Below are 19,519 nucleotides of genomic sequence, written 5' to 3' on the forward strand. Positions count from 1 at the left end.
CAGCCTAGTTCGAAGTCAGGGTTATAGCAGCGCCCGTCTCAGGCTCAAGCCGGGGTCTGAGGCCCAGTAATGGCGCAATCCGACCGATCAATTCAGCGGCCACCGGCACCGCCGTCCAACCTGCCGAGCGGCGCTTTTCCCCGTAGGCCACAATCGACGGCTCATCAAGCGTGACGATCAGAACGTATTTCGGATCGTATTCGGGGAAGATCGTGGCAAATGTCGCGATGACCTTGTCATCGTAATATCCGCCGCGCGGTTTGGGTTTGTCAGCGGTTCCGGTCTTGCCCGCCACGCCATAGCCGGACACCTCACCAAAACTGGCTGTGCCATCGGTTACGACTTTGCGCAACATCTTCTGCGCCTGACGTGCGGTGTCCGCCGTCATCACGCGCGGCCCGTATTGCGGCCCGTTCCGGCGCAGAATGGTCGGGCTGACATAGTGCCCTCCATTTGCAATCGCAGCGTAGCCCGCCGCCAGATGCATTGGGCTTGTCGACAAACCGTGACCGTAAGAAATGGTCACTGTACTCAGTTCACCCCATTTCTTGGGCTTCAGAGGTTCGCCGCCTGCGGCCTCGACAATCTCAAAAGGAGTCGGCTCGAACATACCCAACGCACCAAGGAAGTCCTGCTGACGCTGCGCACCAATCTGCAGAGCTAGTCGTCCGGTCCCCCGGTTCGAACTGTTGACGATCACATCGCTGACACTGATCTTGCCATAGTTCTTTCCATTGAACTCGCCGATCGGAAACCGACCGATCCTCATCGGACCAGAGGCATCGATGATCGTTTCGGAGTTGACCAGTCCCAGTTGAAGTGCCTGTGCTGCGGTAAAGATTTTGAATACCGAGCCCAGTTCATACACGCCCTGAACATACCGATTGAACAGAGGGCTGTCGGACGGATCAAACCCCGAGGTCGGCGGGCGCGGGCGGTCATTGGGGTCAAAGGACGGCAGCGACGCGGCCGAGACGACCTCGCCCGTGTGGGCATTCATAAGCACCGCCGAGGCACCCTTGGCATTCATGATTTTCATGCCGCCGTACAGCACCTGCTCAACTGCGGCCTGAATGGTCAGGTCCAGCGACAGTTGCAGGGGTTTGTTGCCATTTGCCGGATCGCGCAGATAGTCGTCGAATTTCTTTTCAACACCCGCGACCCCAATGACTTCGGCGGCGCTGACGCCTTCGCGGCCAAAGCCGGACCCGCCCAGGATATGCGCGGCAAGGCGCCCGTTGGGATAAAGCCGCATCTCACGCGGACCGAACAGAATTCCAGGATCGCCGATATCATGAACGGCCTGTTTCTGTTCGGGAGAGATGCGACGCTTGATCCATAGAAACTTGCGATTGCCGGTGAAGTCCTTGACCAGACGATCCTTGTCGAGATCGGGGAAGATCGCCACGAGTTGATCGGCCGCAGCGACCGGGTCAATCATCAGCGGCGGCTGCGCGTAGACGGAATAGGTGTCCAGATTGGTCGCCAGAATGCGCCCTTCGCGGTCCACGATATTGGCGCGTTGCATGGCAATTGACGCCCCCGGGGCGTTGGCCAGCGGTTCCTGCGCCTCGGATGTCGCAAGCATCCCCATGCGAAAGCCCACCACCGAGAAGGCACAAAAGAAAAACAGACCGAGCACCAGCAGACGCCCCTCGGCGCGGGCACGGGCACGGTCTTTCATGTCTTCGTGGCGCTGGCGGATGTTTTCGCGCTCGATGGTCTTTGGGTTTTCACCGCGAGCACGGGCATCCAGAACGCGTGCCAGAGGGCGGAGGGGTGTCCGGGTCATGGCAATTGCACCTCACCAAGCGCCTGCGTGTCGGTGATCGCCCGCAACTCGATCGGGTCGACGATGGGCAGATCGGGGTCTTCGGCATAGGCGATCTGATCCGCACGTCCGAACTGTTCGGCGCGCAACGGAAGCAGGCCGAGACGTTCAAAGTTCAGATCCGCCAGTTCGCGCAGGCGATCCGGGCGATTCAAATAGGCCCACTCGGCGTTCAAAACGGCCAGCCGCGCCTGTGCGGTGCCGATCTGGCGCTGCAACGACTGGGTTTCCTTTAACACCTGCTGGGTGCGATAGTTTTCCTGATACGCCCACAAAGCCAGCCCAAAAACAGCCAGAGCGGTCAACACATACAAACCACTCTTCATCTCACTCTGTCCCTTAGTTGCGGCATGCCGACGGCGCGGGGGTCAATCTCTCCCGCCGTAGCATCCGTTCGCACAGCAACACGCAGCTTGGCCGACCGTGCGCGCGGGTTTTCCCGCACCTCCTGCTCATCCGGACCAATGGCCTTGCGGGTCTTCAACGTGAATTGCGGCTTTTCCTGTTCCAACTCGGGCGCATAGCGATTGGCACGACCCGTCTTTCCGGCCCGGGCCTGAAAGAACCGTTTGACCATCCGGTCCTCGATGGAATGAAACGTCACAACGGCCAACTGCCCGCCGGGTTTCAAGGCTCGTTCGGCGGCCATAAGCCCTTGGAACAGTTCCTCGTATTCGGCGTTCACGGCAATGCGCAGGCCCTGAAAGCTGCGGGTCGCGGGGTGTGATTGCCCAGGTTTGGGGCGGGGCAGACAGGACTCGATGATCTCAACAAGACGCAAGGTGGTGGTGATCGGCGCCTCGGCGCGGGCTTTTAAGATGGATTTGGCGATGCGGCGGCTGGCGCGCTCTTCCCCGTAGTGAAACAGGATGTCGGCCAGTTGCGCCTCGGTTGCCGTGTTGACCAGATCGGCGGCGCTCTCGCCTTGCTGGCTCATCCGCATGTCCAGCGGCCCGTCTTTCATAAAGGAAAAGCCGCGATCCGCCTGATCCAGTTGCATTGACGACACGCCGAGGTCCAGCACAACGCCGTCCAAATCTTGCGCATAGTCATCCATGCGCGAAAAAACACCGGGCTGCATCACCAGCCGGTCGCCATACTGCGCTGCCCAGTCCACCGCCATCTCGAAGGCCAGCGGATCGCGATCCACGGCGACAACCTTGTCCGCGCCCGCATCGAGCAAACCCCGCGTGTAACCGCCGGCGCCAAAGGTGCCATCCAGCCAGACGCCTGAAATCGGCGCAACTGCCGCCAGCAACGGGCGCAGCAGCACAGGGATGTGGGGCTTGTCCGTGAAAGGGATCGCGCCGGCCATGCCGTCACCCATCCCCGATGCCGTCGAGATACTCCATTGGATCGAAATCGTCGGGCAGATCGTCCAACCACTCTTCGGCGGCGGCCAGTTCCTCGGCGTCGTAGGTCTCGGGCTTCCAGATCTGAAAGGTATCCCCGGCGGCAATAAAGAACGCCTCGTTCTCGAGATCGATTTTCGCACGTAGCTTGGCGGGCAGAACCAGACGACCGGTTTCGTCGACATTTGTGGGGAAAGACTGTCCGTGGAACATCCGCTGAAGCATGCGGCGTTGCATCGAGCCGCGCGGCAACGCGTCGATCTTGGCGTCGACCTCGTCGATCGCCTGCATTGTATAGCATTCAAGGTATTTGCGGCGGTGGTCGCCGTAGACAATCACCAGTTCAGGGCTGTCTCCGGGCTGCCAGTTTGGGTCAGACGCCTCAAGCACACGGCGAAACGAGGCCGGGATCGACACCCTGCCCTTCGTGTCCACCTTATGGTGGCTTTCACCTCTAAACCTGCGCGCCAAGACGACTGTCCCTTTCGCTTGCGCCCCACCTCAGAATTCACGTTCCCCCGGATGAAAAACGGCGGGTTGATCTGCTGCCACTGATCAACCCGCCGCATGGACCCGCTGTGCGGGATGTCCAGCTGCGCGCGCCACCTGGGGGGATGTCTGCTCGCCCGCGCGCCGGATCTCTTGGTTGATGAAAGCGAGATGCCTGTATGAAACCTGATCTTATTGGTTCGGGGTCGTTTGGTGCCCCATATGCCTCGTCCTCATCGGATGCATAAGGGATGGCATGGGATTTTATGGAAATCAATACCTTTTTTGGCAGCCCTTGGCTTAGGCAGGTGCTTCAGTCACACAAGATACAGTACACTTTGGAGGGATCATACAGCATATTGACGAACGAGGCAACACAAACACCACATATATGAATCTCTGGCTGCTGTTCGCGTTTCCCATGAATTCCCGAGAAATTGTCTTTGTTGAATTATCTGCTTCCAATTCACCTGCTCCCAAAAGCGTCGGGCAAGAATCATCGGCGAAGAAACGGCCCAGTATTGCGCTCTCAGCAAAGGCCGGATCACGCCCGCCCATGGTTTCCCATAAAATCGCAGTCCCGAACCGCTTTGCGACGGCTGCCCGAATTTTGTGCTTTTACAGCGCCCAAATTTTAGCGCTTACCGCACAATCAAGATGCAACTGCTTGCGCTAACAAAAATCTTCAAAAAACGCGAAGACCCGAAGGCGAGGCCGAAACCCATATTTTAAAGGCGAATTCGCGAATTGACGGTCAAGTTTTTGATATCTATGCATTTGCTGCATGGCAGCATTGACCACGTGACCTATTGTGCAATCGCAGCATTCACCTATCTTCAGTCTCAAGCAAACGCCGGACATCACCGGCAACAACACGAGACATCGAGTAACTCAAATGGCAGTGGTAACCAATACATCCGCGCTGAAAAGCGCACCTTCCGGCGGGCTGACATCGCTGATCGAAACCGCAAAAACGCGTTTTGCCCGTTATCGCCTATACCGTCAGACAGTAAACGAACTGTCGGCCCTGTCCAACCGCGAGTTGGCCGATCTGGGCATGCACCGGTCGATGATTCGCCGCATCGCACTGCAGGCGACTGAGGATTACACGGCGCGCTGAGCGCTGAACGAACAACCGAGATCAGGCCCTTCCTCCTCCCTTTAGGGTCTGTAATCAGCGGCAGCATCTACCTCCTCCCTGATGCTGTCGCACCTTATACCGGCTTTGTGATGCCGGACACTGATACATCGGGGCTCTCCTCCTCCCTGCTCCGATGTTGAAAGCGCGCGGCGACGTCTACCTCCTCCCTGACGTCGCCGCGTCTTCCTCATACCGGGATCAGACCCGGGTTCGGATACATCGGGGCTCTCCTCCTCCCTGCCCTGGTGTTGAAAAGAACGGCGGTTCCCTCTCCTCCTCCCTGGGAACCGCCGTTTTTCTTTTGTCGGACAGAGGAAGGGCGCCGCGGTCACGACCGGGCGCCCATCAGACAATCGAGCATGTGCCCTCAGGCACATTCCTTTGGGTCAGAACGGCACGTCATCTTTTGCCGACAGGAAACGTGACACGACTTTCTTGGTGCCGGCCTTGTCGAAATCGACCTCGACCTTGTCGCCTTCGATCCCGATCACCGCACCATAACCGAACTTCTGGTGAAACACGCGCTCCCCAAGCGTGAAACTGGCTAAGGCCGTCGCGTCGATCACCGTATTGCGGCTCTCTTTCGGTTGCGACATGCCATATTGCCCTTGGCGAGCCTGCATCCGCTTCCAGCCTGGCGAGTTGTAAATATTCGCCTCAGCTGCGCGGGTTTCAATGCCCGCCGACACCTGCCCGCCATACAACCCCGGAGGTGTTAGAACCTCGACATGGTCGTCAGGCAATTCGTCGATGAACCGCGATGGCATCATCGGTTGCCAACCTCTGGTTTCACCAGAGAAAATCAACCTATTTGAAGCAAATGAAATTGTGCATACCTCTTCCGCACGAGTTAAGCCGACATATGCAAGACGCCGCTCTTCCTCGAGCCCTTTCAAACCAGATTCGTCCATAGAGCGTTGGGACGGAAACAATCCTTCCTCCCAACCCGGCAGAAAAACCGCAGGATATTCCGATCCCTTGGCCGCATGCAGCGTCATTATTGAAACCTTTGGCTCATCAATGTCCTGATCGTTATCCATAACCAGACTTACATGCTCCAGAAATCCTTGTAGATTTTGGAAATCGCCCAATTGTTGAACCAACTCCTTTAGGTTTTCTAACCGTCCGGCAGCCTCATGGTCACGAGGCTTGCGAGGCGGCTTTGGTTCCATTTGCATTTCTTTATCGGAAAGAGGCGTTAGATAACTCTCTGTATAGCCACTTTCGTCAAGAATGATCTGCGCCAACTCAACATGCGAGACGTCAGGATCGCCATACCGGATTGGTGTGGCACCATCATCGATCACGGAGCCGTCATCAATTTCAATCCGTGGGCCGCGCACCATTGAGTTCCAACGCTCAAGGCCGTCGACTAGTTCACGCAAAGATGCAGCGCCCTTGCCCTTAATCAGCTTCTGATCGATCGCAATTCGCGCACTCTCAACCTGTGACTTTCCTTCTTCACGAGCGACTCGCTGGATTATTTGTTGCGCCTTGGGGCCTAAAGAGCGTTTTGGTGTGTTTACGATTCGCTCAAAAGCCAGATCATTGTCAGGGCTTACCACAACACGGAAGTAAGCAATGGCATCTCTGATTTCCAACCTTCGATAAAAGGGTACCCCGCCGATGACACGGTAAGGCATACCAATTTTCAAAAACCTGTCTTCAAGCGTTTTCATTTGATGGGTTGCTCGGACCATTATTGCCATCTCATCGAGATCTATTGGCCGCATACCGCGAGTGCCGCTTTGCATCGCGTCGATTTCATCGCATATCCAACGCGCTTCTTCTTCCGCATCCCAATGCCCGATGAGGCGGACCTTCTCACCCTCGTCTCGGTCGGTCCAAAGCTCTTTACCCAAACGTTTTGTGTTTCCACGGATCACATTCGAGGCCGCCGCCAGAATATGCGGGGTCGAGCGGTAGTTTTGTTCCAGCCGCACCACAAACGCTCCGGGGAAGTCCTTCTCGAACCTTAGGATGTTCCCCACTTCCGCCCCGCGCCAGCCATAGATCGACTGATCGTCGTCGCCCACGCAGCAGATGTTCTTGTGTCCTCCGGCCAGCAGGCGCAGCCAGAGATATTGCGCGACGTTGGTGTCCTGATACTCGTCCACGAGGATATAGCGGAACCAGCGCTGATACTGTTCCAGCACGTCCGGGTGGCTCTGGAAAATCGTGACCATATGCAGCAGCAGGTCACCAAAATCCACCGCGTTCAACTCGCGCAGGCGGGTCTGGTATTGGGCATAAAGCTCGACGCCCTTGTGGTTATAGGCCCCAGCATCCGCGGCGGGCACCTTGTCAGGCGTCAGGGCGCGGTTTTTCCAATCGTCGATTATGCCCGCCAGCATGCGTGCGGGCCAGCGCTTGTCATCGATATTCGCGACCTGCACCAATTGCTTGAGCAAGCGCAGTTGGTCATCGCTGTCCAGAATGGTGAAATTCGATTTCAGATCGACCAGTTCCGCATGCCGACGCAGAAGTTTGACACAGATCGCGTGAAAGGTTCCCAGCCAGGGCATCCCTTCGGCAGGCTGGCCCAGCAGGTGACCGACGCGATTTTTCATCTCTCGGGCAGCTTTGTTGGTAAAAGTCACCGCCAGAATCTCGTTCGGGCGCGCCTTGCCCGTATGCAGCAAATGCGCAATCCGCGTCGTCAGGGCCTTGGTTTTCCCTGTCCCGGCCCCTGCCAACATCAGGACTGGCCCGTCCAGATGTTCGACCGCTTCGCGTTGTGCCGGATTGAGGTCATCCAGATACGGCACCGGCCGTGCCGCCATCGCGCGCGCCGACAATGATGCGCCCTCAAAGGCGTCGGTTTCATCAAAACTGCTCATGGCGCCAAACTACGCTGGATGGGCGACAAGGAAAAGGGTTTGTTCACGGCTTGTTCGCAAGACCATTTCCTCTCTTCCGCGATCCAATTCAGAACACCGGACCACGGCGCGTAGCGAAACCTTGCCGAATCGCGCGACAGATCGGATCAAGCCGCATGGACCTGCACAGTAGATATCCAGGGATCGCGGATTTGAAGCGGCGCGCGAAACAGCGCCTGCCGCATTTCGTCTGGGAATACATCGACAGCGGCACCGGGGTTGAAGCCGCGCGGCACCGCAATCGGGCAGCGCTGGACCATATCCAGTTCAGCCCGTCTATCCTGCACGGAGAATTGACGTTCGACACCGATGTCCAGTTCCTTGGGTGCGATTATGCACTGCCCTTTGGCGTCGCCCCAATTGGAATGTCCGGGCTGGTCTGGCCCGATGCCGAAGGAATTCTGGCCCGTGCCGCCGCCGCCGCTGGCCTGCCCTACACCTTGTCCACTGTGGCCAGCCAAAGCCCCGAAGATCTGGCGCCACATCTGGGTACCAACGCGTGGTTTCAACTCTACCCGCCGAAAGACCCTGAAATCCGGGCCGATGTTTTGAACCGAGCGCGGCGCGCGGGGTTTGAGACGCTGGTTTTGACCGTGGATGTTCCTGTCGCCTCGCGACGCGAACGGCAAACACGGTCCGGGCTGACGCAACCGCCCCGATTCACGCCCCGCCTGATGGCGCAAGTGTGCCGACGTCCAGCCTGGGCCATGGGCATGCTGCGCAACGGTGTGCCCAGCATGCGCACGCTGGAGAAGTATATCGACACGTCCCAGAACCTGCCGCCAACGGCACATATCGGATACCTGCTCCGCGCCTCTCCGGACATTGGGTACGTGAAATGGCTGCGCGACAACTGGGACGGTCCGCTGATTGTCAAAGGCGTGCTGCGCCCCGAGGATGCGGATCGCCTGCAACAGGTTGGCGTTGATACGCTATGGGTCTCGAATCACGGAGGTCGTCAGTTTGACGCGGCCCCGGCCACGATTGAGGTGCTGCCAGCCATTCGCGCCGCGACGCGGCTGCCGCTGATATTCGACAGCGGCGTCGAAGGCGGGCTGGATATTTTGCGTGCATTGGCAAACGGGGCCGATTTCGTCATGGCCGGACGGGCGTTTCTCTATGGTCTTGGGGCGCTTGGTCCCCGCGGACCGGCGCATGTGATCGACGTTCTAAGGCAGGATATGCTGGCGAATATGGGCCAGATGGGGATCGCCACACTTGCCCAATTACCCCAACGTAAACAGGGCAATTGATGCTGCGGCGCAGCGTGCGTATAAGAAATCCGCGAACATGAGGCGTTTGCGAGCGATAACATACCGATTCCACCCATAACCGCCGGTATACGCGCGCATAATCTCCGTCTATTAACACGCCCAAACCATCAAGACCGGGACACCAAATGACCGACTTCAACAAGATCCTGATCGCCAACCGCGGTGAGATTGCCATTCGCGTGATGCGCGCAGCCAACGAAATGGGCAAACGCACCGTTGCTGTCTTTGCCGAAGAGGACAAGCTAGGCCTGCATCGGTTCAAATCAGACGAGGCATACCGCATTGGCGAAGGGATGGGGCCGGTTGCCGCGTATCTGTCCATCGACGAGATCATTCGCGTGGCCAAAGAGTGCGGCGCGGACGCGATCCATCCGGGCTATGGCCTCTTGTCCGAGAACCCGGACTTTGTGGATGCCTGCGTTCACAATGGCATCACCTTTATTGGACCAAAGGCCGAAACCATGCGGGCGCTTGGCGATAAGGCCAGTGCGCGGCGCGTTGCCATTGAAGCAGGCGTGCCGGTTATCCCAGCGACCGAAGTGCTGGGCGATGACATGGACGCAATCCGCAAAGAAGCCGCTGAGATTGGGTATCCGCTGATGCTCAAGGCGTCCTGGGGTGGCGGCGGTCGCGGGATGCGACCCATCGACTCCGAAGATGAACTGGAGGAAAAGGTTCTTGAAGGTCGGCGTGAGGCCGAAGCCGCGTTTGGCAACGGCGAAGGCTATCTCGAAAAGATGATCACCCGCGCCCGCCATGTTGAGGTTCAGATCCTCGGTGACAAACACGGTGAGATTTATCACCTGTATGAACGAGACTGTTCGGTCCAGCGCCGCAACCAAAAGGTCGTCGAACGCGCCCCTGCCCCGTATCTGTCTGAAGAGCAACGCACAGAAATCTGCGAACTCGGCCGCAAGATTTGCGCTCATGTGAATTATGAATGCGCGGGCACCGTTGAATTCCTGATGGATATGGAAACGGGCAAATTCTATTTCATCGAAGTGAACCCGCGTGTGCAGGTTGAACACACGGTCACCGAAGAAGTCACCGGGATCGACATCGTTCAGGCGCAGATTCTGATCGCCGAGGGCAAGACGCTGGCCGAAGCCACTGGCGCCGCAAGCCAGGCCGATGTTCAGTTGAACGGCCACGCGTTGCAGACCCGGATCACGACCGAGGACCCCCAAAACAACTTCATCCCCGACTATGGCCGCATCACCGCCTACCGCGAAGCAACCGGTATGGGGATCCGGCTGGATGGTGGTACGGCCTATTCGGGCGGGGTGATCACGCGGTTTTACGACTCTTTGCTGACCAAGGTGACCGCCTGGGCTCCGACACCGGATATGGCGATTGCCAGAATGGACCGCGCCCTGCGCGAGTTCCGTATTCGCGGCGTCAGCACCAATATCGACTTTGTCATCAACCTGCTGAAACACCCGACCTTCCTGTCGAATGAATACACAACCAAGTTCATCGACACGACGCCGGACCTGTTCACGTTCAAGCGCCGCCGCGACCGGGGCACAAAGGTTCTGACCTACATTGCCGATATCACTGTAAATGGGCATCCCGAAACCAAGGACCGCCCAACGCCACGCCCCGACCTAAGAGAAGCCAAACCCCCGGCGCTGAAAGCCGAACCCCAGATGGGCACGCGCAACCTGCTGGAACAGAAAGGCCCGCAGGCCGTTGCCGACTGGATGAAGGCGCAGCGCCAGTTGCTGATCACCGACACCACCATGCGGGACGGGCACCAATCTTTGCTGGCCACCCGCATGCGCTCGATCGACATGATCAAGGTCGCTCCGACCTATGCAGCCAACCTGCCGCAGCTGTTCAGCGTCGAGTGCTGGGGCGGTGCAACCTTTGACGTAGCTTACCGGTTCTTGCAGGAATGCCCGTGGCAGCGTCTGCGCGATCTGCGCGAGGCGATGCCGAACCTGATGACGCAAATGCTGCTGCGCGGCGCGAACGGGGTCGGCTATACCAATTACCCTGACAATGTGGTGCAGGAATTTGTGCGCCAGGCGTCCGAAAATATTGATGTGTTCCGGGTATTCGACTCGCTGAACTGGGTCGAAAACATGCGGGTTGCCATGGATGCGGTCGTCGAAAACGGCAAAATCTGCGAAGGTACGGTGTGCTACACGGGTGATATTCTGGACCCGGACCGTGCCAAGTACGACCTGCAATATTATGTCGGCATGGCCAAGGACCTGCGCGATGCCGGGGCGCATGTTCTGGGGTTGAAAGACATGGCCGGATTGCTGAAACCAGCCTCCGCCCGAATCCTGATCCGCGCTTTGAAGGAAGAAGTCGGGTTGCCGATCCATTTCCACACCCATGACACCGCAGGGATCGCCAGCGCGACCATCTTGGCCGCCTCCGAGGCGGGCGTGGATGCCGTGGATTGCGCGATGGACAGTTTTTCTGGCAACACGTCACAGGCGACGCTGGGCACGGTGGTCGAGGCCCTGCGCCATACCGACAGGGACACCGGGCTGGACATCAAGGCAATCCGCGAGATCAGCGATTACTTTGAGGCGGTGCGCGGCCAGTATGCCGCTTTCGAATCCAGCTTGCAGGCGCCGGCCTCCGAAGTGTACCTGCATGAAATGCCCGGTGGGCAGTTTACCAACCTCAAGGCGCAAGCGCGGTCTCTGGGCCTCGAAGAGCGCTGGCACGAAGTGGCGCAGATGTATGCGGACGTGAACCGGATGTTTGGTGACATCGTCAAAGTGACACCGTCGTCCAAGGTTGTTGGCGACATGGCTCTGATGATGGTCAGCCAGGGGCTGACACGTCAGCAAGTGGAGGATCCAGGAACGGAAGTCGCCTTTCCTGACTCCGTCGTGGACATGATGCGCGGCAACCTGGGTCAGCCACCCGGTGGCTTCCCGGACACCATCATCCGGAAAGTGCTGAAGGACGAAGCGCCGAACACGGCTCGTCCCGGACAGGATGTCGAGCCCGTCGATCTGGAAGCGACCCGGGCGGACCTGTCCAAGCAACTCGAAGGAAAGGAAGTCGATGACGAGGATCTGAACGGATACCTGATGTACCCCAAGGTGTTCCTGGATTACATGGGTCGCCATCGGATTTACGGCCCGGTCCGGACCCTGCCGACGCGGACATTCTTCTACGGTATGGAGGCCGGAGAGGAGATCACCGCTGAAATCGACCCAGGCAAGACGCTTGAAATCCGCTGTCAGGCCATCGGCGAGACCGATGAAAAGGGCGAGGTCAAAGTGTTTTTCGAACTCAATGGCCAGCCCCGCGTGATCCGTGTGCCAAACCGTATGGTGACTTCGGCCACCCAAGCACGGCCTAAGGCCGAGGTCGGCAATCCCAACCATGTCGGTGCGCCGATGCCGGGTGTTGTGGCGACTGTCGCGGTGACCGCTGGGCAGGAGGTCAAAGAAGGCGACATGCTGCTCACCATCGAAGCCATGAAAATGGAAACCGGTATCCACGCCGAGCGCGATGCAAAAATCAAGGCGGTGCATGTTCAACCCGGTGGTCAGATTGATGCAAAGGACTTGCTCGTCGAACTGGAATAAACCGTAGAACGAGATACACTCGAAAGGGCCGCGTGGGACACCGCGCGGCCTTTTTGTGAATGGACCGGAGGCCCGTCATGCTGACCATCACCCCGATATACGCCGCGCTGCTGGCGTTTCTGTTTGTCGCCCTGTCCGTGAACGTGATCCTGCGACGGCGCAGCGACAAGGTCTCGGTCGGCGATGGTGGTCAGAAAACGATGATCAAAGCCATGCGAACGCAGGCCAATTGCGCTGAATATGCACCCTTTTCTTTGCTGCTCATTGCCATAGTCGAATTGCAGGGCGCGGGTGGATGGCTGGTCAATCTGCTTGGCCTGACACTGGCCGCAGGGCGCGTTTTGCACGCCTACGGTTTTGGCCGCACACCTCAGATCGTCATTTTGCGACAAATAGGCATGGGGCTGACCTTTACGGCAATTCTACTGGCAGCTTTAGCAAACCTTGCGCTGTTACTTTAGGCCTTATCCCGCCAACACGTGTCTCTCAATGCCTGGTGCATTCCGGAAAAGCGGCTCGAATTGACTGATCCTGTCCTTGCCCGTCACCGGCATTAGCTTCACCAGCAAAATCATGGCAGCCAGAACCGCGATCTTAAGGTCTCCGACACATCTCATATCGTCCCTCCGGCCATTCTCTTTTGTAATGTTCCGTTGTTTTAACGTCCCAAACGCCGGTTTCCGTCGAAAGATTTTCTAGGCTTATGTGTTTTTCCGCTTGCAGCGCGGCATGGGAATTAATACATCCCTCCTCACTCAACGGCGCGGGCGTAGCTCAGGGGTAGAGCATAACCTTGCCAAGGTTAGGGTCGGGCGTTCGAATCGCCTCGCCCGCTCCATTGAGAGACCTTAGGGTTGCATATGTATCTGATGCGGGCGTAGCTCAGGGGTAGAGCATAACCTTGCCAAGGTTAGGGTCGGGCGTTCGAATCGCCTCGCCCGCTCCAGATACCAAGCTTTCCGAACATGCTGGTTCTTCGCTGACGGTTGGGCCATTCTGGCCGCAAGTTTCAACAAGTCGAGATCATGCCCATGTCGGATTATACCATTCGCCACCTGACCGCCGACGAAGTGCAATATGCCGTGGACTGGGCCGGGCGCGAGGGGTGGAACCCTGGTATCCACGATGCCGAGTGTTTCTATTCAACTGATCCGGGCGGGTTTCTGGGCGGGTTTCTGGATGGCGAAATGATCGCGTCTGTTTCAGCCGTCAATTACGATGATGCGTTTTCGTTCTTAGGTTTTTACATTGTGCGACCGGAATTTCGGCACCATGGCCATGGTCTTGAGATCGCTCAGCATGCTCTGGCCCACTGCAAAGGGCGCAATATGGGATTGGACGGCGTGGTCGAGCAGCAGGACAATTATCGCAAGTCCGGGTTCACCTTCGCTTATAACAACTACCGCTTGCTCTGCCCCCTGAAAACTGGATCGTTCGGAGCTGGAGTTTTCCGCTAAATTTCCCTGGCTGGGAGAGGAGCGGAATCGCATGAAAGCATCGAAGTTCACGGAGGCGCAGAAGGCCTTCATCCTGAAGCAGGGCGAGCAAGGCACACCGGTCGCGGAGATCTGCCGAAAGGCTGGGATCAGCCAGGCGACATACTTCAATTGGAAGAAGAAGTACGGCGGCTTGTTGCCTGACGAGATGCGCCGGCTGAAGGCGCTGGAGGACGAGAACACCCGGCTGAAGAAGATCGTGGCGGACCTGACGCTGGATCGGGAGATGCTTCAGGATGTCATTCGGCGAAAGCTCTGAAGCCTGGCCGTTTGCGCGAGATTGTCACCGGGATGTGCGTTGATTGGGGTGTGTCGATCCGGAAGGCTTGTGGGGCCATCTGCTTCGACACATCCACCTACCACTACAAGTCCCGGCGGACGGATCAGGCTGCCGTCGAACGGCGGATCAAAGAGATCGCAGAGACGCGTGTGCGCTATGGCTACAGGCGCGTCCACGTGCTTCTTAGACGGGAGGGTTGGGTGATCAACATGAAGAAGACACGCAGGATTTACAACGAGTTGGGCCTGCAGCTCAGGAACAAGCACCCCAAGCGCCGGGTGAAGGCAAAGCTCAGAGAAGACCGTCATGAAGCCGTCGGGCCTAACGATGTCTGGGCGATGGACTTCGTTCACGACCAGCTCGCCCTGGGTAGGAGGTTGCGCATCCTGACCGTCGTTGACACGCATTCCCGGCTCTGCCCTGCAGCCGATCCGCGCTTCACCTATCGGGGCGAAGATGTTGTGCAGACGCTCGAACGGGTCTGCGGGCAGATCGGCTACCCCAAGACGATCAGAGTCGATAACGGCAGCGAGTTCATCTCGCGGGACCTCGATCTCTGGGCCTACGCCAACGACGTTACCCTCGACTTCTCACGGCCTGGAAAGCCCACGGACAATGGCTTCATTGAGGCGTTTAACAGCAAGCTCCGGGCGGAATGCCTGAACGCGCACTGGTTCATGAGCCTTGCAGATGCCCGCGAAAAGCTGGAGGATTGGCGTCGGCACTACAATGAGGACAGACCCACAGCGCAATCGGATACAACGTCCCGATTGCCATGCATTATCCCGATGGCGTCACCAGCCCGTCATCGTGATAGAGCCGGAAAAATCTAGCTTCTGGCGGTCCAAGGTTGGGGCTCAAGGCACGCTTTTCAGGCACCAAGACTCGAATGTTGGCAAAATTGGGTGCAGGCCCGAACACCAATACTACGGATCTGAATAGCGCCTCCCAAGAGGTTAAAGCCTATGACCGAAAGTTGTTTCCCGCATCGCGCGACCTGTTTCTGGAAAGCTGGTTGAGCGCCTACAGCCATGTCTCGAAGCTGTATACCGAGAACGGCAAAATCCGTGGCTACGCAACGCTGCGCCCCTGCCTCACCGGCTATAAAGTAGGCCCTCTGTTTGCGGATACATCCGAAATCGCGAAGAACCTACTAGGGGCACTTCTTGAGGCTATTCCTGAAGACCACAACGAACATGAGGTCTTCGTCGATATGCCTCAGCCCAACGCGACGGCTTTCGCTCTGGCCGACGAACTTGAGCTGGACAAGGTGTTTGAAACAGCGCGGATGTATTCCGACCATGAGCCGGATATCGATCTGAGCCGAATCTTCGGCGTGACCACGTTCGAGCTGGGTTAGAACGCCTTGAACGTCATCGTGGTCAGCGAGCGTTCGATATTCAGGATCACCAGCAGGTTTTCGTTGATGAAATGGCCTACATCCTCGGTTTCGGGGATGTAGAGTTTGAGCATCAGGTCATATTCGCCGCTGGTCGAGTAGAGTTCCGAGTGAATTTCCCGCAGGGCGATCTCTTCAGCGACCTTGTAAGTGGTGCCGGGTTTGCAGCGGATCTGAATGAAAACACAGGTGGACATGGGCCGCGCCTTATTGGTTGCGTTGCGCGCAGGCTGGCATGGGCTGCGCCGGGGTGCAATCCCCTGCAACAGTTTGCGGCATAGGCTCTAAGCGGTCTGGATAGGGCGGCCTTCCGGGTCTATAAGCGCGCCTGAAGCAAAAGGAATTCACCCATGCGCAGCGCAAAGATCAGCCGTCAGACTGCCGAGACCGAGATCTCGGTCGAGGTCAATCTGGACGGCACCGGCACCTATGACAACCAGACCGGCGTTGGCTTCTTTGACCACATGCTGGACCAGTTGGCGCGCCATTCGCTGATCGACATGACAATCCGTGCCGAGGGTGATTATCACATCGACGACCACCACACGGTCGAGGACACCGGAATTGCACTGGGTCAGGCGCTGACGCAGGCGTTGGGCGACAAGAAAGGCATCCGCCGCTATGGCGAGTGCAACTTGCCGATGGACGACGCGCAGGTGCGTTGCGCGCTGGACTTGTCCGGGCGCCCGTACCTGATCTGGAACGTGGACCTGCCCACGCCAAAGATTGGGGCGTTCGACACCGAACTGGTGCGCGAGTTCTTTCAGGCGCTCAGCACCCATGGCGGCATAACGCTGCATATCGACCAGGTGCACGGGTTCAACAGCCACCACATCGCCGAGGCCGCCTTTAAGGCCGTCGCCCGTGCCCTGCGGCTGGCAGTTGAGACCGATCCGCGCAAGGCGGATGCGATTCCGTCGACCAAGGGTGCGCTCTGAATGCTCACCGCCATCATCGACTATGAAAGCGGTAACCTGCACTCGGCCGAAAAGGCGTTTCAACGCATGGCGCGCGAGATGGATGCGGGCGAGGTAGTCGTGACCTCAGACGCGGATATTGTTGCACGCGCCGATCGGCTGGTCTTGCCCGGGGACGGCGCCTTTCCGGCCTGCGCTGCTGAACTGCGTGGTCACAAGGGCATCTATGCCGCGATGGTCGAAGCAGTCGAGCAGAAAGGTCGCCCGTTTCTTGGCATTTGTGTGGGCATGCAATTGATGGCCACAAAGGGCCATGAATACAGCGAGACGGATGGATTGGATTGGGTGGCCGGCGATGTGGTGCGGATCAATCCCTCGGACAGCGCGCTGAAAGTGCCGCATATGGGTTGGAACGATCTGGTGGTCGAGAGTGAGCACCCGATCTTTTCGGGGATCCGTTCAGGCGATCACGTCTACTTCGTGCATTCCTACCACTTTCGGGTTGATGACCCGGCGCAGCGGTTGGCCCATGTGGATTACGGGCAGGACGTCACGGCCGTCATTGGCCGCGACACGATGCTGGGTTTGCAGTTTCACCCTGAGAAAAGTCAGGATGTGGGGCTGCGCATGATCGGGAACTTCCTGACCTGGGCGCCCTGAGCAGTTATTGAACCCGCGTCCAGGTCTGGCCACGGCAGACCAGCCCACCGGCAACGCAGCCTTTGACTGTCAGTTGGTTCTGGCTGTCCAGGGTCATTTTAGAGACGTACGTCTTGTCACGTTCCGGGTCCCAAATCTTGCCGTCGCCATAGCTGCCACCGCCTTCGGACACCATGTCCCAGATGATCTGTTTGCCGAGATTTTCGTATTCCAGATTCTGGTTGCCGTCGGCACTAAAGGCACTGTCGATGGTGCCGCAAATGGCGCTGCCGCAGGGTGCGATGGATACATGCAGGTAACCGCCGGTGTCGCCCGGCTGAGTTTTCCAGAGCCCGTCAACCGGATCAGCCGCAAAAGCGGTAGACGCGAGCGTAGCAAATCCCGCTGCAAAGATAAATTTTTTCATGATTGTCTCCCAATTTTGACTTCAGTCTGGCGCGGCTGCCTGTTTCGGGCAAGGTTAACTTTGCGTCGCGTTGCATCCCCTGCCCCGCCTGTGCGATATCCCGCCCGAATATCAGTGAGACAAGGCCCACTACATGATCCTCTATCCCGCCATCGACCTCAAAGACGGCCAGGCCGTTCGCCTGCTGCGTGGTGAAATGGACAAGGCGACGGTTTTCAACGATGACCCGGCCGCTCAGGCCCGGGATTTTGTTGAGGCCGGGTGCGAATGGCTGCATCTGGTCGATCTGAACGGGGCATTCGCTGGAGAACCGGTCAACGCGGCCCCGGTCGAAGCCATTTTGAAGACCTGCAACGTGCCCGCCCAGCTGGGCGGCGGCATTCGCGATATGGCCACCATTGAAACGTGGCTGGATAAGGGGCTGGCGCGCGTGATTCTGGGCACGGTAGCCGTCGAAAATCCCGACCTTGTACGAGACGCAGCCAAGGCGTTTCCCGATCAGGTTGCGGTCGGCATAGATGCGCGTAACGGCATGGTGGCCACCAAGGGCTGGGCCGAAGAAACCAGCGTCGAGGTCACGGATCTGGCGCGCAGCTTCGAAGACGCGGGGGTCGCGGCGATCATCTATACGGATATCAATCGCGACGGCGCGATGCAGGGCCCGAATGTCCAAGCAACCGCCGCGCTGGCGCGCTCGGTGTCCATTCCGGTCATCGCCTCGGGCGGCGTCTCATCGATTGGCGACCTCATTGCCCTGCGCGATTGTGGCGCAGGTCTGAATGGTGCGATTTCCGGACGCGCGCTTTATGATGGGGCGATTGATCTGAGAGAGGCCCTTGAGACGCTCAGGGCATAGCCTGATGTTTAAGCCGCACGTGAAACGGTCTGACCTGCCGGAAACGAGCCTGCTGCACAAACGGTGTCAGCCAGGTGATTTCCTGGATTGCTACAGCGTTGCGTCCGATCTGCCCCCGCGCACCGCGGCGGACATCATCACTGCCTTCCCCGGTTGGGCAATGGCTCTGGTTCGCCTGCGCGGTCTTCTGGTTGCGCCGTTCGGGATCAGCGCATCCGGGCCATCCGCCGAGGACAAGGTCGGTATTTTTCCGGTTGAACACGACGATGGGACGGAACTGATCGCGGGTTTCAACGATCGCCATCTGGATTTCCGGGTGTCGGTTCATTCCGAAGGTGGTCGCGTTTCGCTGGCCACCTGGGTGCATCGGCATAATCTCGGAGGGCGGCTGTATCTGGCTTTGATCCTGCCGTTCCACATCCTGATCGCCCGGAACGCGCTTGCGCGGGTCGGTCGCGCAAGCGCCTGAGTTGAAACCGGTTAACCGGCTGCAGCGGCCGTCAGATTGGCCAGAGCCCCGCGCATTTTCTCGATCACAGGAGATTTCTCAACCGCATCAAGCTCGTCCATGGTTTCCTTTGGATCTTCGTAGGCCAGCCAGACCTGACCGTTCTCGTCCTCATAGGCCTGGACCTTGAGTGGCAGGAACAGGCCTGCGCGCGGATCGATCTGCATGGCGGGCGTACCAAGCGCCGGGTTGCCGAAAATCAGCACCTGATTGTCGGGTATGGTCATGCCGACCTTTTCCGCCCCTGCTGCGTGATCCACACGGGCAAAGACCGTCGCGCCCGCGTTTCCAACAGCGGCTTCAAGCGCGTCCAATGCCTCGGACACCGATTTGTCGGTGTTGATCTTGATGATGTCATCGTCCGCCATCGCTGCGACAGCTCCTCCGAGAATAAATGCCGTTGTCAAAATGAGTTTTTGCATCTCATTGATCTCCTGGTGAATTTGGGGACAGTTTTCACAGGTTTAA

18 protein-coding genes, 2 tRNA genes and 1 pseudogene are annotated in these 19,519 nt (G+C 58.3%); 13 read left to right on the plus strand and 8 right to left on the minus strand.

Annotation, left to right across the window (positions count from 1 at the left end):
- Positions 1–4 precede the first annotated feature (4 nt).
- The 4 genes from ACR3ES_RS17905 to mraZ are packed head-to-tail and all read right to left on the minus strand — an operon-like array spanning position 5 to position 3,654.
- Positions 5–1,792 carry a peptidoglycan D,D-transpeptidase FtsI family protein gene (locus ACR3ES_RS17905; RefSeq protein ID WP_170433665.1) on the minus strand — a complete coding sequence of 596 codons (1,788 nt, stop codon included), beginning with the start codon at positions 1,790–1,792 and terminating at the stop codon, positions 5–7.
- A complete protein-coding gene (ftsL, locus tag ACR3ES_RS17910) occupies positions 1,789–2,157 on the minus strand; it encodes a cell division protein FtsL (RefSeq protein WP_480424115.1) in 369 nt (122 codons plus the stop codon). The genes ACR3ES_RS17905 and ftsL overlap by 4 nt, the downstream gene beginning before the upstream one ends.
- Positions 2,154–3,146 (minus strand): 16S rRNA (cytosine(1402)-N(4))-methyltransferase RsmH, encoded by a 993-nt coding sequence (gene rsmH, locus ACR3ES_RS17915; RefSeq protein ID WP_170433669.1) that lies wholly within the window; start codon positions 3,144–3,146, stop codon positions 2,154–2,156. Before rsmH ends, ftsL begins: the two co-directional genes overlap by 4 nt.
- 4 nt (positions 3,147–3,150) lie before the next feature.
- Positions 3,151–3,654 carry a division/cell wall cluster transcriptional repressor MraZ gene (gene mraZ / locus ACR3ES_RS17920; protein ID WP_170433671.1) on the minus strand — a complete coding sequence of 168 codons (504 nt, stop codon included), beginning with the start codon at positions 3,652–3,654 and terminating at the stop codon, positions 3,151–3,153.
- Between the two features lie 913 nt (positions 3,655–4,567).
- On the opposite strand from mraZ, the gene ACR3ES_RS17925 reads away from it, so the two are divergent.
- Entirely contained in the window at positions 4,568–4,792 is a 225-nt protein-coding gene (locus ACR3ES_RS17925; protein WP_170433673.1) for a DUF1127 domain-containing protein, read from the plus strand.
- A 407-nt stretch (positions 4,793–5,199) separates the two neighbouring features.
- Here the strand turns inward: ACR3ES_RS17925 and ACR3ES_RS17930 are convergent, their stop codons facing one another.
- Entirely contained in the window at positions 5,200–7,653 is a 2,454-nt protein-coding gene (locus tag ACR3ES_RS17930; RefSeq protein WP_170433675.1) for a UvrD-helicase domain-containing protein, read from the minus strand.
- A gap of 155 nt (positions 7,654–7,808) precedes the next feature.
- Here ACR3ES_RS17930 and ACR3ES_RS17935 point away from each other — a divergent pair, with 155 nt between their 5' ends.
- From ACR3ES_RS17935 to ACR3ES_RS17970, 8 genes and pseudogenes are all read left to right on the plus strand, one after another.
- On the plus strand, positions 7,809–8,945 hold the full coding sequence (locus ACR3ES_RS17935) for an alpha-hydroxy acid oxidase (RefSeq protein ID WP_480424118.1): 1,137 nt from the start codon (positions 7,809–7,811) through the stop codon (positions 8,943–8,945).
- Between the two features lie 146 nt (positions 8,946–9,091).
- On the plus strand, positions 9,092–12,529 hold the full coding sequence (locus tag ACR3ES_RS17940) for a pyruvate carboxylase (RefSeq protein ID WP_480424120.1): 3,438 nt from the start codon (positions 9,092–9,094) through the stop codon (positions 12,527–12,529).
- Between the two features lie 77 nt (positions 12,530–12,606).
- Positions 12,607–12,990 (plus strand): MAPEG family protein, encoded by a 384-nt coding sequence (locus ACR3ES_RS17945; RefSeq protein ID WP_170433681.1) that lies wholly within the window; start codon positions 12,607–12,609, stop codon positions 12,988–12,990.
- Between the two features lie 302 nt (positions 12,991–13,292).
- A tRNA-Gly gene (locus tag ACR3ES_RS17950) sits at positions 13,293–13,367 on the plus strand.
- A gap of 33 nt (positions 13,368–13,400) precedes the next feature.
- Positions 13,401–13,475: transfer RNA gene (locus tag ACR3ES_RS17955), tRNA-Gly, on the plus strand.
- Positions 13,476–13,560: 85 nt separating this feature from the next.
- A complete protein-coding gene (locus ACR3ES_RS17960) occupies positions 13,561–13,986 on the plus strand; it encodes a GNAT family N-acetyltransferase (protein ID WP_480424122.1) in 426 nt (141 codons plus the stop codon).
- Between the two features lie 31 nt (positions 13,987–14,017).
- Positions 14,018–15,119, plus strand: a pseudogene (locus ACR3ES_RS17965) (IS3 family transposase).
- Between the two features lie 75 nt (positions 15,120–15,194).
- Positions 15,195–15,665, plus strand: coding sequence for a hypothetical protein (locus ACR3ES_RS17970; protein WP_480424124.1), 471 nt, complete (start codon positions 15,195–15,197; stop codon positions 15,663–15,665).
- On the opposite strand, the gene ACR3ES_RS17975 is transcribed toward ACR3ES_RS17970, so the two are convergent.
- The gene (locus tag ACR3ES_RS17975) at positions 15,662–15,901 is read right to left on the minus strand and encodes an Lrp/AsnC family transcriptional regulator (RefSeq protein WP_170433685.1); all 240 of its coding nucleotides are present in this window, start codon (positions 15,899–15,901) and stop codon (positions 15,662–15,664) included. The two genes, ACR3ES_RS17970 and ACR3ES_RS17975, sit on opposite strands and share 4 nt — an antisense overlap.
- 153 nt (positions 15,902–16,054) lie before the next feature.
- On the opposite strand from ACR3ES_RS17975, the gene hisB reads away from it, so the two are divergent.
- Entirely contained in the window at positions 16,055–16,642 is a 588-nt protein-coding gene (gene hisB, locus ACR3ES_RS17980) for an imidazoleglycerol-phosphate dehydratase HisB (RefSeq protein WP_170433687.1), read from the plus strand.
- Positions 16,643–17,281 (plus strand): imidazole glycerol phosphate synthase subunit HisH, encoded by a 639-nt coding sequence (hisH, locus tag ACR3ES_RS17985; RefSeq protein ID WP_170433689.1) that lies wholly within the window; start codon positions 16,643–16,645, stop codon positions 17,279–17,281.
- 4 nt (positions 17,282–17,285) lie between these two features.
- On the opposite strand, the gene ACR3ES_RS17990 is transcribed toward hisH, so the two are convergent.
- Positions 17,286–17,687 carry a DUF2147 domain-containing protein gene (locus ACR3ES_RS17990; RefSeq protein WP_170433691.1) on the minus strand — a complete coding sequence of 134 codons (402 nt, stop codon included), beginning with the start codon at positions 17,685–17,687 and terminating at the stop codon, positions 17,286–17,288.
- A gap of 133 nt (positions 17,688–17,820) precedes the next feature.
- Between ACR3ES_RS17990 and hisA the strand changes: the two genes are divergently transcribed.
- Both hisA and ACR3ES_RS18000 read left to right on the plus strand, forming a co-directional pair.
- Complete coding sequence (gene hisA / locus ACR3ES_RS17995; RefSeq protein ID WP_170433693.1) at positions 17,821–18,543, plus strand: 1-(5-phosphoribosyl)-5-[(5-phosphoribosylamino)methylideneamino]imidazole-4-carboxamide isomerase; 723 nt, start codon at positions 17,821–17,823, stop codon at positions 18,541–18,543.
- A 4-nt stretch (positions 18,544–18,547) separates the two neighbouring features.
- Positions 18,548–19,012 (plus strand): DUF2867 domain-containing protein, encoded by a 465-nt coding sequence (locus ACR3ES_RS18000; protein WP_170433695.1) that lies wholly within the window; start codon positions 18,548–18,550, stop codon positions 19,010–19,012.
- Between the two features lie 11 nt (positions 19,013–19,023).
- Here the strand turns inward: ACR3ES_RS18000 and ACR3ES_RS18005 are convergent, their stop codons facing one another.
- Complete coding sequence (locus tag ACR3ES_RS18005; protein WP_480424127.1) at positions 19,024–19,473, minus strand: DUF302 domain-containing protein; 450 nt, start codon at positions 19,471–19,473, stop codon at positions 19,024–19,026.
- Between the last annotated feature and the right edge of the window lie 46 nt (positions 19,474–19,519).

This window comes from Ruegeria sp. B1, assembly GCF_056535885.1.

Excerpts from the sequence above, each read along its gene's own strand:
- ACR3ES_RS17905 (WP_170433665.1), bottom strand. The coding sequence starts at position 1,792 with ATGACCCGGACACCCCTCCGCCCTCTGGCACGCGTTCTGGATGCCCGT.
- ftsL (WP_480424115.1), bottom strand. The coding sequence starts at position 2,157 with ATGAAGAGTGGTTTGTATGTGTTGACCGCTCTGGCTGTTTTTGGGCTG.
- rsmH (WP_170433669.1), bottom strand. The coding sequence starts at position 3,146 with ATGGCCGGCGCGATCCCTTTCACGGACAAGCCCCACATCCCTGTGCTG.
- ACR3ES_RS17925 (WP_170433673.1), top strand. The coding sequence starts at position 4,568 with ATGGCAGTGGTAACCAATACATCCGCGCTGAAAAGCGCACCTTCCGGC.
- ACR3ES_RS17930 (WP_170433675.1), bottom strand. The coding sequence starts at position 7,653 with ATGAGCAGTTTTGATGAAACCGACGCCTTTGAGGGCGCATCATTGTCG.
- ACR3ES_RS17935 (WP_480424118.1), top strand. The coding sequence starts at position 7,809 with ATGGACCTGCACAGTAGATATCCAGGGATCGCGGATTTGAAGCGGCGC.
- ACR3ES_RS17940 (WP_480424120.1), top strand. The coding sequence starts at position 9,092 with ATGACCGACTTCAACAAGATCCTGATCGCCAACCGCGGTGAGATTGCC.
- ACR3ES_RS17945 (WP_170433681.1), top strand. The coding sequence starts at position 12,607 with ATGCTGACCATCACCCCGATATACGCCGCGCTGCTGGCGTTTCTGTTT.
- ACR3ES_RS17960 (WP_480424122.1), top strand. The coding sequence starts at position 13,561 with ATGTCGGATTATACCATTCGCCACCTGACCGCCGACGAAGTGCAATAT.
- ACR3ES_RS17970 (WP_480424124.1), top strand. The coding sequence starts at position 15,195 with ATGTTGGCAAAATTGGGTGCAGGCCCGAACACCAATACTACGGATCTG.
- ACR3ES_RS17975 (WP_170433685.1), bottom strand. The coding sequence starts at position 15,901 with ATGTCCACCTGTGTTTTCATTCAGATCCGCTGCAAACCCGGCACCACT.
- hisB (WP_170433687.1), top strand. The coding sequence starts at position 16,055 with ATGCGCAGCGCAAAGATCAGCCGTCAGACTGCCGAGACCGAGATCTCG.
- hisH (WP_170433689.1), top strand. The coding sequence starts at position 16,643 with ATGCTCACCGCCATCATCGACTATGAAAGCGGTAACCTGCACTCGGCC.
- ACR3ES_RS17990 (WP_170433691.1), bottom strand. The coding sequence starts at position 17,687 with ATGAAAAAATTTATCTTTGCAGCGGGATTTGCTACGCTCGCGTCTACC.
- hisA (WP_170433693.1), top strand. The coding sequence starts at position 17,821 with ATGATCCTCTATCCCGCCATCGACCTCAAAGACGGCCAGGCCGTTCGC.
- ACR3ES_RS18000 (WP_170433695.1), top strand. The coding sequence starts at position 18,548 with ATGTTTAAGCCGCACGTGAAACGGTCTGACCTGCCGGAAACGAGCCTG.
- ACR3ES_RS18005 (WP_480424127.1), bottom strand. The coding sequence starts at position 19,473 with ATGCAAAAACTCATTTTGACAACGGCATTTATTCTCGGAGGAGCTGTC.